Genomic DNA, 12,966 nt, shown 5'->3' with positions numbered 1-12,966 from the left:
GATTAGCCCTGCGCTTCGTCGCGCTCGTAGGCCTCAATCACGCGGGCCACCAACGGATGCCGCACCACGTCTTTCGAGGTGAAATAGTTGAAGGTCACGCCCTTCACCCCTTGCAGAATCCGCTCAGCATCTTGCAATCCCGAGGCGGTGCCGCGCGGCAAGTCGACCTGCGTGCGGTCGCCGGTGATCACCATGCGGCTGCCTTCGCCAAGGCGAGTCAGAAACATCTTCATCTGCATGGTGGTGGCGTTTTGCGCTTCATCCAGCACGACAAAGGCGTTCGACAAAGTGCGCCCGCGCATGAAAGCCAAGGGTGCGATTTCGATGCGTTTTTCCTCAAGCAGCTTTTGGATCTGCTTGGCAGGGAGGAAATCGTTCAGCGCGTCGTACAAAGGCTGCATGTAGGGGTCGATTTTTTCCTTCATATCGCCGGGCAGAAAGCCCAGACGCTCGCCCGCTTCTACCGCCGGACGCGACAGGATGATTTTCTCCACCGCGCCCGAGATCAGCATGGTCACGCCAACCGCCACCGCGAGATAGGTTTTCCCAGTGCCCGCAGGCCCAATACCGAAACCCATTTCATTGGCGAACAGGTTTTTCACATATTCCTTCTGCGCCTCGGTTCGGGGTTCAATCGGCTTTTTGCGGGTGCGCAGTTCGATGCCGCCGCCGGTGAACATCTCAATCTGATCAGAGGCTTCCAGTTTGGTATCCGGCATTGGCCGCCCCATCCGCATCGCGCCGTCAATATCGCCCGCTGCCACGCTGCGGCCCTGTTCCAGCCGCGCGTACAAAGACCGCAACACCGCCGCCGCCTGTTCGCGCGCAGCCTTGTCGCCGATGACGGACAGACGGTTGCCCCGTCGCAGCACATGCACCCCCATCTGGTGCTCGATCTGGGCCAAATTGCGGTCAAACTCGCCGCAGAGGCTGATCAAAAGCCGGTTATCGGGAAATTCGAGGACAGTCTCGACAATATCCTCGGAACGGGTCGGGGGCGTTAGCGCGCTGATGCCCAAAGGGATCTCCTTGCGGTTCAGGTGACGTCTATATGTAGTGTAAGCCTGCCAAATACTCTGGCAAGAACAACCTGCATGGTCTTGATATCAAAGTGATGACAGCGACATCTTTGCGCAAGAACCGGGCAATAAAAAAAGACCACGGAAACATCCCGTGGTCTTTGCTGTATTTTAGCCTGCGCGCGCCGATATTAGCGGTTCGGCACCCAGTCTTTGATCGGTGCCGATGAGGTCTGGTAATTGCCCAGAACCGTACCTGGCGGATAATGGTTGTTGCAGACCGGAAGCCCAGACACCGGATCGTAGCGGCGACCCGAATAGCCTTCGATGCCGTCATCCATGATCCAGCCTTGGCAGCCATCAGGGTCATAGGCGATGGCGGCTTCGCCCTCGATCAGACCAGTATGATCCCGGCCCGTGTCCCGCGCGGTTGCGATCACCGTATTGGGTCCTGCTGTGTACGGTACAAGGCCGGGGCCCTCACAGGCGCTGAGACTGATTGCGGCGAAGGCCAGAAGCGGGAGAGCGTTGAGTTTGGACATGTTCATCACCACTTATAGCAGACGACTTCGACGCGGCGGTTTTGCTGCATCCCTTCGGCGGTTGCGTTGGTGGCGCGCGGCTGACGCTCGCCATAGCCAATCTCACGATCCACCATAGCACCAACCGAGCGGGCAACAGCAGCCACCGAAGCGGCACGGCGCTGCGACAGTTTGATGTTGTATTCATCCGAGGCGCGGCTGTCGGTGTGACCGTAGATCGCGTAGCCAAAGGCACCCGCGTTCTGGAAGAAATCGGTCAGGTAGCGGCGGCCATAAGCGGTCAGCTTGGAGCTATCGGTGGCAAACAATGTGTCGGTGTTTTGCACCAGACAGGTGTTGCGCTTCAGACAAACCGGCTTACCAGTCTTCGGGTTAACCCGGTCGAGCATATAGCCTTCGGCGCCGCCATCTGCCCACCAGTGCATACAGCCGTCGTCGTCAACCCAGACGCCCCATTCGATCTTGCCAGCGATCTGCGGCGCGGTCTGTGCCATCGCCCCACTTGCCATCATCAGGCCGACAGCCAGCGCCGCGCCGCCGATTGCCATTCGCACTGCTCTGGAAAAACGCTCCACTGTGGCAGCTCCCCTTTAACCATTCGGAATTCACATATATATGAGCGAAGGTTTGCCGACGCGACCTTGTGAAGTAAAGCAAAATCTATGGGTTTATGGCTTTTTGAAGACTAGTTGTTGCGTGTTTGGCCATAATTTCGCCACTCAAGTTGCTTTGCCGACAGCGTGGAAACGATGCTGGTTGAGCGCCAATCACGAAATACGCGCGCCTGCCAAAGAGTTGGACGACGAAGCTAAGATTCTCACCCGAACCATCTCGCCAACACGGCCATTTGGGTCATTCACAAACACCGCGTGCAGGTGATCCGACTTGCCAATCATCTGCCCGGCCTCGCGCCCGGCTTTCTCATAAAGCACCCCAACTTCACGCCCGACCATGGCCTGTTGCATCCCGCGCTGTTGTTCGGTGATCAGCGCTTGCAGGGTTTGCAGGCGGGCATCGGCCAGCGCAGCGTCAATCTCGGGCTTTTCCGCAGCAGGCGTGCCGGGGCGGGCGGAGTATTTGAAGCTATAGGCCATACCATAGTTTACCGTGCGGATCAGCGACAGCGTGTCCTCAAAATCCTGATCGGTCTCGCCGGGGAAGCCGACGATGAAATCCGACGACAGCAGAATATCGGGCCGCGCCGCACGGATACGTTCGATCAGCCGCAGGTACTCTTCGGCGGTATGTTTGCGGTTCATCGCTTTCAGGATGCGATCTGACCCCGACTGCACGGGCAGATGCAGATAGGGCATCAGCTTTGGCTCATCGCCATGCGCAGCGATCAGATCGTCTTCCATGTCATTAGGGTGGCTGGTGGTGTAGCGGATACGCTGCAAGCCATCGACCTTCGCCAGTTCGCGGATCAGGCGGCTGAGAGTCCAGCCGTCGCCATGATAGGCGTTGACGTTTTGGCCCAGCAGCGTCAGGTCGCGCACGCCCTTATCCACCAAACCGCGCGCCTCGGTCAGAATACGCTGCGGATCACGCGAAACTTCCGCCCCGCGGGTATAGGGCACCACGCAGAACGCGCAAAACTTGTCGCAGCCTTCCTGCACGGTCAAAAACGCCATCGGGCCACGGCTGGCCTTGCGCTCTGGTAGAAGGTCGAACTTATCCTCCAGTGGGAAATCGGTATCGACCTGCGGCGTGCCTGCGCGGGCCATCTCGGGCAGGCGGTGATAGGATTGTGGGCCTACCACCAGATCGACAATCGGCATCCGCCGCATGATCTCGGCCCCCTCGGCCTGCGCCACGCAGCCCGCCACACCGATTTTCACATCGGGTCGCGCCAGTTTCAGCTTTTTCAGCCGCCCCAGATCGGAATACAGCTTTTCGCCCGCCTTTTCCCGAATATGGCAGGTGTTCAGCAGCACCATATCGGCATCTTCGGCGCTATCGGTGGTGACATAGCCGTCCGCGCCCATGGCCTCGGCCATACGCTCGGAATCATAGACGTTCATCTGACACCCATAGGTCTTGATGAACAATTTCTTCGGATCGGCCATGGCGCACCCCTGTCTGGGCTGTTGATCTATGCCAAACAGGCCCGCTTCGCAACGCCGGGGCTTGCGTTGCAGGGATTGTTAACGGATTCTGCCGCAAATAAGCCAAAGGCATATGGGCAGGGCATGAAGTATACGTCGCTTAATCAGTTTCTGGCCGAGGCCAAGACGGCCTTGGTGAAAGGTCCGCTCGCCTTGATCTTCGCCGAAGACGCGGTAGAGGTGGATACCACCATCCGCCATCATCTTGAGGCTGGCTTTGTCCAGCTTGCCCTGTTTGCCCCCGATGCGATTCCGGTATCGGCAGAGCTTGAAGCGAAAATCCACCGCATTCCCTATGAGGCCCCCACGGTAGAGGCTTTGGTGGAAGCCGTGAATAAGGTGATCGCCGCCGCCCCCGGCATTTGGCTGTATTACTGCTACAACGCCGAATATCTGTTCTACCCGTTCTGCGAGACCCGCACGATCCGCGAAATGCTGGCCTTCCACAGCGAAGAACGCCGCGACGCGATGCTGTCTTACGTGGTCGATCTGTACGCCGATGATCTGAATGTGTTCCCCAATGCGGTGTCACTGGATCACGCGCATATGGATAAATCCGGCTATTATGCTTTGGGTCGGCCTGATGTCGCGAACCACAATTACCCGAAGGAACGCCAGTTGGATTTCTTTGGCGGGTTACGCTGGCGGTTTGAAGAACATATCCCGGTGCCGCGCCGCAAGATCGACCGCATCGCTTTGTTCCGCACCAAGCCGGGGCTAACCATGCGGTCGGATTTCACTTTGTCGGATGAAGAATATAACACTTACGCTTGCCCGTGGCACCACAACATCACCACCGCCATCGTCAGTTTCCGCACCGCGAAAGCCCTGCGCTCGAACGCGGGCTCTCGCTTTGATATCCATGATTTCAAATGGCACAACTCAACGCCGTTTGATTGGCACAGCCAGCAACTGATGGATCTGGGCTTGATGGAGCCGGGGCAGTGGTTTTAGCCCCCATCCCCAAGCCGCCCCGGCCTTAAGCCAGGGCCTCTTGGGGTCTCCTCGCACGCCGTTAAACCATCCCGGCGATCGCGTTCATCTGCGCCAGTTCGGTCGCACCCAACGTAAGGCTCGCCGCCGCTATATTGCCGCGCAGATGGCTGCGGCGCGAGGTGCCGGGGATCAGCAGCATGTTCGGGCTGCGCTGCAACAACCACGCCAAGGCGACAGCCTGCGCGGATTGGCCCATATTGTCCGCCACCTGCTTGAGCACATCGCTTTGCAGCGGCGTGAAACCACCCAGCGGGAAATACGGCACATAGGCGATGCCATCCGCAGCAAGCGCGTCAATCATTGCGTCATCGTGGCGGTGGACCAGATTGTAGTGGTTCTGCACGCAGACAATCGGTGCAATATCGCGGGCGATCTGAAGCTGGCCCGCATCCACCGTGCTGACGCCGATATGCGCGATCAGGCCTTCGTCCTGCATCTGCCGCATCACCTGCATCGGGGCGGCAATGTCATCCTCTGACCCACCCATGCGCAGGTTCACAATCGCCATCTGGTCAAGGCCAAGCCGTTTCAGATTGTCCTCAACCGACTTGCGCAGGAAATCCGCGCCGCGCTCCAGTATCCAGCCGCCCTTGTCATCGCGCCATGCACCGATCTTGGACACGAGCACCAGATTGGCGGCATAGGGGTGCAACGCCTCACGGATCAGGTCGTTGGTCACAAACGGGCCGTAGTAATCGCTGGTGTCGATGTGATCGACGCCCAAAGTCAAAGCCTCTTGCAGCACGGCGCGGGCTTCGTCTGGGTCGGCGGGCGGGCCGAAGGCGTGATGTCCGGCCAGTTGCATCGCGCCATAGCCCATGCGGTTGACGGAAATATCGGTACCGGGAAAGCTGAAACGTCCGGCGGCTGCGGCTGTCTGTGTCATGGTGTTGCTCCTTGTGATGCGCCCTAGATAGCCGTTCGGTAGAAATTGATAATCCGACCAAATCCGAATAGGTTGATCGGTATGTCGAACAATGCCACCTCGCTGGACGATCTACAGGTCTTCCTTGCCGTGACCGAGGCGGGCGGCTTTCGCACCGCCGCGCGCCGCTTGGGGCTTTCGGCCTCAACCGTCAGCGAAACCATCACCCGACTTGAGGCCAATTTAGGTACACCACTGCTGACCCGCACCACGCGCAGTGTGATGCCAACCGAAGCCGGGCGCATCCTTGCCGCCCGGATCGCACCGCTGTTGTCCGAAGCCCATGCCGCGCTGAACGACGCGCAAAGCGCGCAAGGACAGGTGCGCGGGCGGCTGAAACTGAACGTGCCGGGGGCGGTGATGGTGGATATTCTGCCGCCGCTGCTGAATCTCTTTCTGGCGCGCTATCCGCAGGTGCGGCTGGAAGTGGTGGTCGATGATCGCCTTGTCGATATCACCGCCGCCGATTGTGATGCCGGCATCCGCTATGGCGAGCATCTGGCGCAGGATATGATCGCAGTGCCGATTGGGCCCGCCGTGCAACATACTGCCCTTGTCGCCGCGCCGTCTTATCTGGCGGCACGCGGCACGCCATTGCACCCCAGCGACATCACCGCGCATGACTGCATCCGCACCCGTTTTACCAGCGGCGCCTTGACCGAATGGCAGTTTGAGAACGGGCGCGAGGTTATCACGGTTGATCCCCCGGCCAAGCTTCTGCTTACAGTGGTCGCGTCAGCAGCCGCGATCAACTTTGCGATCGCAGGGCACGGGTTGATCTTTGCTTTCCAAAACTGGCTGCAACCGCATCTGGACAGCGGCGCGCTGATGGCCGTTCTGCCCGAGTGGTGGCCAGAATTTGACGGCCCCCGGCTGTATTTCTCCAGTCGCTTCATGCCCGCCCCGTTGCGGGCCTTCGTGGATCTGGTAGCGGAAGAACGCGCCAAACAGCCCAACCCTAGGCCAAAGCATCCCGGTTGACGATCAGCCCCGGATCAAGCCTGCCGTTGAGGAAATCCAGCACGTTTTGCACCGAGGCCACCGCCATCCGCTCGGCACTTTCCGCCGTCAGCCCGGCGATATGCGGCGTTAATATTACCTGATCAAACCCCAGCAGCGGATGATCCGGCAAGGGCGGTTCGGCTTCAAACACATCCAACCCCGCCGCCCCGATCTGCCCCGCGTGCAGGGCCTGCGCCAAGGCGGCCTCATCAACAATGCCACCGCGCGCCGTGTTGATCACCATCGCCCCCGGCTTCATCTGCGCCAGTTCCACCGTGCCAAGCACGGGTCGGTCGGCTTTGGGCAGATGCACCGAAACCACATCAGCCCAAGCCAATCCATCAGCCAGTGTCGGCACCGCCGCAACCGCCCCCTCCGGCCAGCCCTGCGCCAGCAGGTAGGGGTCATAGGCGCGAATCTCCATGCCAAACCCCGCAGCCATCCGCGCCAGATGCCGCCCGATCCGGCCATAGCCGAGGATCAGCAGATGCTTGCCGGAAATCTCGCTCGCCTCCAACCGATTGCGCCAGCCCCACGGGCCTTGCCGGGTGCTGGCATCCGCCCGGATCAATCGCTTTGCACAAGCCAAGATCAGCATCATCGCGTGCTCGGCCACCGAAACCGAGTTCACATCCCCGACGATGCACAGCGGAATCCGCCGCGCGTTCAGCGCCGACACATCGACCGCATCATAGCCGACGCCATGGCGCGAGACGATTTTCAACCGCTGCGCCAAGGCCACCGACGCCGCCCCCAGTGGCTGCGTGCGGATCACAATCGCGTCTGCTTGCAGCAAATACGGCTGATACGAGGCCTCAGAAATCTCCTCGATATGATCAAACGTCACCCCCTCCGCCGCGTTGAGCAGCGCCAAGCCAGCCGGGTGCAGCTTGCCCGCCACGACAATATGCGGCATCAATAGGCCCCCTTTTCGATCTTGGCCTCACCGTTGGTCAGATCGCGAAACCGCGTCACCACCGCGCCCGCAGCCGCCGCCAAAAACCGCGCATCGCCGCCCACCGTGGTCAGATCAAACCCCCAGCCAATCGCCCGCACCGCATAGTCCGGCGTGCCACAATGCAGACCCGCGCGCAGGCCATTGGCCTTGCACGCAACGAGAATTTTCTGAATGGCCGCGATCATCTCGGGTTCCTCGCGGTCAAACCCCGGTGCCAACCGCCCCGCCGTCAGCGACAAAGTCAGGTCCGCTGGCCCGATATACAGCCCATCCAAGCCCGGCGTGGCGGCAATCGCGTCCAAATTCGCCAAAGCCTCCGCCGTCTCAATCATCGCGAAGCCAAGGATATTGTCGTTCGCCTCGCCCGCGTAATTCGCCCCCGCCGCAAACGAAACCCGCGTCGGCCCAAAACTGCGCTGACCCAAGGGCGGATAACGCAGGTAGCTGACGAAACGCGCGGCATCCTCGGCGGTGTTGACCATCGGGCAGATGATGCCGTAGGCCCCGGCATCCAGCGCCTTCATCACAATCCCCGGCTCGTTCCACGGCACGCGGGCCATCAGCACAGCACCGCTTGCCCGCATCGCCTGAAACATCGGCAGCAGGTTGGAATAATCCAACGCGCCGTGCTGCATATCAATGGTCACAGAATCGAAACCCTGCGCCGCCATGATCTCGGCGGTGAACGGGTTTCCGATACTGCACCAACCATTGATCGCAGGCCTGCCTGCCGCCCAGAGCGCTTTCAGTTTGTTCGCAATCATCGCCATCTCCAGACTTGTTCTGCAATAGTCATTGCGAAAAATCACCATTGTCAATATTCAATCCAAATGCGTATGCTTCGGGCAAGCTTTTGGGAGGAGCCAGCATGTCCAAAGCCACCATTCGCCTGACATTAAGCCAAGCGCTGGTGCGCTGGTTGACGGTTCAGATGACTGAGATCGACGGCCAGAAAGTGCCGCTGTTTGCGGGCGTGTTCGGCATCTTTGGCCATGGCAACGTGACCTGCCTGTCCGAGGCTTTGGAGGCTGTGCAAGATCACCTGCCGACATGGCGCGGCCAGAACGAACAGTCGATGGCCCTCGCTGCCATAGGCTTTGCCAAGGCGAAGCGGCGGCGGCAGATTATGATTGCCACCTCGTCGATTGGGCCGGGGGCGTTGAACATGGTGACGGCGGCGGGCACCGCGCACGCCAACCGCTTGCCGGTGCTGCTGATCGCAGGCGACACGTTCAGCAACCGCCTGCCCGATCCCGTGCTGCAACAGGTCGAACATTACCACAACCCGACGCTGACGGTGAATGACGCGTTCAAAGCCGTGACCCGCTATTGGGATCGCATCACCCATCCAGCGCAAATCCTGTCCTCGCTGCCGCAAGCGGTGGCAGCCATGCTGGACCCGGCCGATTGCGGGCCAGCTTTCATCGCCTTGCCGCAGGACACGCAGGAACTGGCGTTTGATTACCCCGAGGTGTTCTTCGAGGAACGGTTGTGGACGATTCCGCGCCCGCGCGCCGACCGCGCCGCTTTGGCACAAGCGGTTGATCTGCTGCGTTCCGCCAAAGCCCCGCTGATCATCGCAGGCGGTGGCGTGCGCTATTCCGGCGCTGAGGTTGCGGTGGCCGAATTTGCCGCACAGCGTGGAATCCCTGTTGTGGAAACCAACGCAGGCAAGGGCGGCCTGACGCATTATCATCCGGTGCATTGCGGCCCGGTTGGCATCATTGGCTCGACCTCTGCCAATACGCTGGCGGCAGAGGCGGATGTGATCATCGCCATCGGCACAAGATTGCAGGATTTCACCACCGGATCATGGACGGCCTTTGCGCAAGACGCCCGGTTTATCTCGATCAATGCCGCGCGCTATGATGCCACCAAGCACCGCGCCTTGGCGGTGGTCGGCGATGCCTTGGAAACCGTCACCGAGTTGAACGCGGCCCTTGGCGATTGGCACGCTGACGCGGCACTTTTGCCCCGCGCCAAGGCTTTGTTCGCCGCATGGGATGCGCTGCTGGACAGCCACCAAGCCCCGACCAACACTCCGGTGCCAACCTATGCCCAAGTCGTCCACCAAGTGAACCTTGCGGCGGGCGAGCATGACACGCTGATCTCTGCCGCTGGTGGTCTGCCCGGTGAGGTTGCCAAGGGCTGGCGCGTCAAAGCCCCGCATACCTTTGATCTGGAGTTCGGTTTTTCCTGTATGGGCTATGAGATTGCCGCTGGTTGGGGCTGTGCGATGGCGCAAAGCGGGCCCGGTGCGGTCAGCGGGACGCCCATCGTCATGCTCGGCGATGGCACCTATATGATGATGAACTCTGACATCTATTCCTCGGTGCTGTCGGGTCACAAAATGATCATCGTGGTCTGCGACAACGGCGGCTATGCTGTGATCAGCCGCCTGCAACAGGCCAAGGGTGTGCCCGGCTTTAACAATCTGCTGAAGGATTGCCGTGTGCAAAACCCAAGCGCCCCCCTGCATGTCGATTTCGCAGCCCATGCGAGCGCAATGGGGGCGGCAAGCCGCCATGTCGAAAGTCTGTCTGACCTCGCCGCCGCGCTCGAATGGGCCAAGACCACCGACCGCACCACGGTGATCTCGATCACCACCGACGCCTATGCCTGGGTGCCCGGTGATGCCGATTGGGATGTTGGCGTGCCCGAGGTATCCTCCCGCGACAGCGTGCGCCAAGCCCGCGTCCAGCAAGAACACATCCGCGCCAAGCAGCGCATCGGAGTCTGAGATGAACGCCAAACCACATTTGAAAGCCAAACTCGGCATCGCCCCCATCGCATGGTGGAACGACGATCTGGCAGAACTGTCCGACGATGTGACGCTGGAAGAATGTCTGCGCCAAGCCTCCGTCGCAGGCTTTACCGGGATGGAGACGGGACGGCGCTTTCCGATGGATATGGCCGAACTTGGCCCAATCCTGAGCCGCTTCGGCATCTCGGTCTGTGGCGGTTGGTTCTCGGGCACCGTGCTGGACGATGGCATTGCGGCAAACAAAGACCGCATCCGCGCCCAGATGGATTTCTTCATCGCAGCAGGTGCGCCTTGCATCGTTTACGGCGAAGTGGCCCGCTCGATCCAAGGCGACCGCTCTAAACCCCTCGCCAGCAAACCCAAGCTATCGGAAGACCAGATCAGGGCCTATGCCCATGATATGACCGCCTTTGGCGAATGGTGCGCAGATCAGGGCATGCCCTTGTCCTACCACCACCACATGGCGGCGATCATTGAGACAGAGGCCGAGCTTGATCTGTTCATGAAACACTCCGGCGCAGGCATCCCCCTGCTGTTTGACGCAGGCCACATGGCTTTTGCCGGTGGCGATGTGCTGCGGGTGCTGGATAACCACCACAACCGCATCAGCCATGTGCATACCAAAGACGTGCGGATGGACGTGATCAACGGGCTGGATCGGTCGCGCGAAAGCTTCCTCAATGCGGTGATGAAGGGCGCGTTCACAGTGCCGGGCGATGGCTCGCTCGACTTTGAAAGCATCGTCAAACGCTGTGCCTCTTACGGCTATGAGGGCTGGTTTGTGGTTGAGGCAGAGCAAGACCCCAAGGTTTCGCCTCCGTTAGCGATGGCGCAAAAAGGCCATAAAGAACTGCTGCGCGTCATGGCAGCGGCTGGCTATGAGGTTGTGCAATGACCTTCTCCGGCAACCGCATGGACGGCAAAATCTGTGTTGTGACAGGGGCGACACAGGGGCTTGGCGCTGCCATCGCCCACCGACTTGCCGCCGCAGGTGCTGCTGGCATCATCGTCACCGGGCGCAATGCCGCGCGGGGTGAGGCTGTTGCCAAATCGCTGCACCAAACCCACGACACCAAAGCGCATTTCATCGCCGCCGATTTCGGCACCGTGGACGATTGTCGCGCCGCCATCGCGCAAACCGACCGCCTGTTTGGCCGCCTTGATGTGCTGGTCAACGCAGGCGCTTTGACCGATCGCGGCACAATTCTGGATACCTCGCCCGAGCTCTTTGACCGCATGTTCGCCGTCAACGTGCGTGGCCCGTATTTCCTGATGCAAGACGCGATCAAACTGATGATCCGCGATGGCGTTCAGGGGGCGATTTGCAACATCGGCTCGATCTCGGCCCTCGCAGGTCAGCCCTTCATCAACGCCTATTGCGCCAGCAAAGGCGCGCTGACCACCCTGACCACCAACACCGCGTTTTCGGTGATGGCCAACCGCATCCGGGTCAATCAGTTGAACATCGGCTGGATGTCGTCGGACCACGAACGCGCCTTGCAAGCCGCCACTGGTGGGGCGGATTGGGAGGCCAAGGCCACCGCAAACCTGCCTTTTGGCCGCTTGGTTGACCCCGCCGAGGCCGCCCGCGCGGTGAACTTCCTTGTCTCCGACGACGCAGGCCTGATGACCGGGGCTGTGGTCAACTTTGACCAATCGGTCTGGGGTGCGGTTGCGGGCGGGATGCCGGTGCCGGATGGCCCGATGACGCTGTAATCAGCGCGCTGTCACAATCGGAATACGCGGCGCGCCTGCGGTCTTTTGCAATCGCGCCGCCAAAGCCACCGTCAAAGCCTGCGCCAGACAGATCGGCGCCGCCAAGGATCGCGAGAAGGTATATTCATGCTCGGGCACCGCGAACAACACCTGCGCGTTCTTCGCCAAGGGCGACAGGGTGCTGTCACTGATCGCCACAATCGGCACACCCCGCGCTGCGACTTCCTCGACGATATTCACCACCTCGGTCGCGTAGAACCGGAAGCTGACCGCGAACAGCAAATCGCCCGGCTGCATCGTCTTCGCCATATGCGTCGCCAGCCCGCCGCCGGGGTCCAGCAAAACCACCCTTTTGCCCAGCATGGTCAGCACATAGCGCAGCAAATCCACCACCGGGGCGGATCGAAGTTGCCCCAGCAGATAGATCGTATCCGCCACCTCCATCAGATCCACCGCACGCGCGATTTGCGCCCCGTCAATCGAGGCCAGCAAATCTTGCAACGAGGTCAGATCCCGCACCACCAGATCGCGCAGAAAGCCGATCTCGGAATGATCCGCCCGCGCGCCCAATTCCGCTTCCAGCGCCCGCACACGCGCATCAAAACCGGGGGCTGCGGTGGACAGCCTGCGCTGAAACAACACCTGCAATTCCTTGAACCCGCGATAGCCCAAGGCCTGCGCGAACCGCACGAAGCTCGACGCATGCACATCGCATTTCGCCGCCAACGCCGTGACGCTCAGCACCGCCACATCATTCGGGTTCTGCGTCAGATAGCGCGCGATGATCTGATAGGATTTGCTCATCGCCTCGTAGCGGTCATGAATGACCCGGATCAGGTCTTCATAGCTGTGCGGAACATCGGCGTCTTGCATCTGGAAACCACCCTCTCCCCTGTTTCCTATGACAACCCAGCGCGATTGCAACAGAATTCACCGCCA

The 12,966-nt window shown here is 60.5% G+C and carries 13 protein-coding genes; 5 read left to right on the top strand and 8 right to left on the bottom strand.

Features of this window, described 5'->3' with window-relative positions; genetic code table 11:
- Window positions 1-2: 2 nt before the first annotated feature.
- From AKV04_RS00210 to miaB, 4 genes are all read right to left on the bottom strand, one after another.
- Window positions 3-1,019, bottom strand: coding sequence for a PhoH family protein (locus AKV04_RS00210; protein ID WP_054004480.1), 1,017 nt, complete (start codon window positions 1,017-1,019; stop codon window positions 3-5).
- 191 nt (window positions 1,020-1,210) lie between these two features.
- Complete coding sequence (locus AKV04_RS00205) at window positions 1,211-1,561, bottom strand: hypothetical protein (protein WP_156317275.1); 351 nt, start codon at window positions 1,559-1,561, stop codon at window positions 1,211-1,213.
- 5 nt (window positions 1,562-1,566) lie between these two features.
- Window positions 1,567-2,109, bottom strand: coding sequence for an OmpA family protein (locus AKV04_RS00200; protein ID WP_054004478.1), 543 nt, complete (start codon window positions 2,107-2,109; stop codon window positions 1,567-1,569).
- 219 nt (window positions 2,110-2,328) lie between these two features.
- Window positions 2,329-3,627, bottom strand: coding sequence for a tRNA (N6-isopentenyl adenosine(37)-C2)-methylthiotransferase MiaB (miaB, locus tag AKV04_RS00195; RefSeq protein ID WP_054004477.1), 1,299 nt, complete (start codon window positions 3,625-3,627; stop codon window positions 2,329-2,331).
- Between the two features lie 123 nt (window positions 3,628-3,750).
- Here miaB and AKV04_RS00190 point away from each other — a divergent pair, with 123 nt between their 5' ends.
- A complete protein-coding gene (locus tag AKV04_RS00190) occupies window positions 3,751-4,620 on the top strand; it encodes a glycosyltransferase family protein (protein WP_054004476.1) in 870 nt (289 codons plus the stop codon).
- A 61-nt stretch (window positions 4,621-4,681) separates the two neighbouring features.
- On the opposite strand, the gene AKV04_RS00185 is transcribed toward AKV04_RS00190, so the two are convergent.
- On the bottom strand, window positions 4,682-5,548 hold the full coding sequence (locus AKV04_RS00185) for an oxidoreductase (protein WP_054004475.1): 867 nt from the start codon (window positions 5,546-5,548) through the stop codon (window positions 4,682-4,684).
- Window positions 5,549-5,629: 81 nt separating this feature from the next.
- Here AKV04_RS00185 and AKV04_RS00180 point away from each other — a divergent pair, with 81 nt between their 5' ends.
- Complete coding sequence (locus AKV04_RS00180) at window positions 5,630-6,568, top strand: LysR family transcriptional regulator (protein WP_054004474.1); 939 nt, start codon at window positions 5,630-5,632, stop codon at window positions 6,566-6,568.
- Here AKV04_RS00180 and AKV04_RS00175 read toward each other — a convergent pair.
- Together AKV04_RS00175 and AKV04_RS00170 are read right to left on the bottom strand one after the other, a co-directional pair.
- On the bottom strand, window positions 6,546-7,505 hold the full coding sequence (locus AKV04_RS00175; RefSeq protein ID WP_054004473.1) for a hydroxyacid dehydrogenase: 960 nt from the start codon (window positions 7,503-7,505) through the stop codon (window positions 6,546-6,548). The genes AKV04_RS00180 and AKV04_RS00175 overlap by 23 nt on opposite strands.
- Window positions 7,505-8,311 carry an HpcH/HpaI aldolase family protein gene (locus AKV04_RS00170; RefSeq protein WP_054004520.1) on the bottom strand — a complete coding sequence of 269 codons (807 nt, stop codon included), beginning with the start codon at window positions 8,309-8,311 and terminating at the stop codon, window positions 7,505-7,507. The genes AKV04_RS00175 and AKV04_RS00170 overlap by 1 nt, the downstream gene beginning before the upstream one ends.
- A 104-nt stretch (window positions 8,312-8,415) precedes the next feature.
- Between AKV04_RS00170 and iolD the strand changes: the two genes are divergently transcribed.
- Genes iolD through AKV04_RS00155 form a run of 3 tightly spaced genes read left to right on the top strand, consistent with a single transcriptional unit; the run spans window position 8,416 to window position 12,027 of the window.
- On the top strand, window positions 8,416-10,287 hold the full coding sequence (gene iolD / locus AKV04_RS00165; RefSeq protein WP_054004472.1) for a 3D-(3,5/4)-trihydroxycyclohexane-1,2-dione acylhydrolase (decyclizing): 1,872 nt from the start codon (window positions 8,416-8,418) through the stop codon (window positions 10,285-10,287).
- 1 nt (window position 10,288) lies between these two features.
- The gene (iolE, locus tag AKV04_RS00160; RefSeq protein WP_235815487.1) at window positions 10,289-11,206 is read left to right on the top strand and encodes a myo-inosose-2 dehydratase; all 918 of its coding nucleotides are present in this window, start codon (window positions 10,289-10,291) and stop codon (window positions 11,204-11,206) included.
- Complete coding sequence (locus tag AKV04_RS00155) at window positions 11,203-12,027, top strand: SDR family oxidoreductase (RefSeq protein ID WP_054004471.1); 825 nt, start codon at window positions 11,203-11,205, stop codon at window positions 12,025-12,027. Before iolE ends, AKV04_RS00155 begins: the two co-directional genes overlap by 4 nt.
- Here AKV04_RS00155 and AKV04_RS00150 read toward each other — a convergent pair whose 3' ends face one another.
- Entirely contained in the window at window positions 12,028-12,900 is an 873-nt protein-coding gene (locus AKV04_RS00150; RefSeq protein WP_054004470.1) for a MurR/RpiR family transcriptional regulator, read from the bottom strand.
- Window positions 12,901-12,966: the final 66 nt, after the last annotated feature.

Origin of the sequence: Cypionkella psychrotolerans (assembly GCF_001294535.1) — a bacterium.
Taxonomy (GTDB): Bacteria; Pseudomonadota; Alphaproteobacteria; order Rhodobacterales; family Rhodobacteraceae; genus Cypionkella; species Cypionkella psychrotolerans.
The sequence above is the reverse complement of the archived record's forward strand: the minus strand, read 5'-3'. Positions and strand labels throughout refer to the sequence as shown.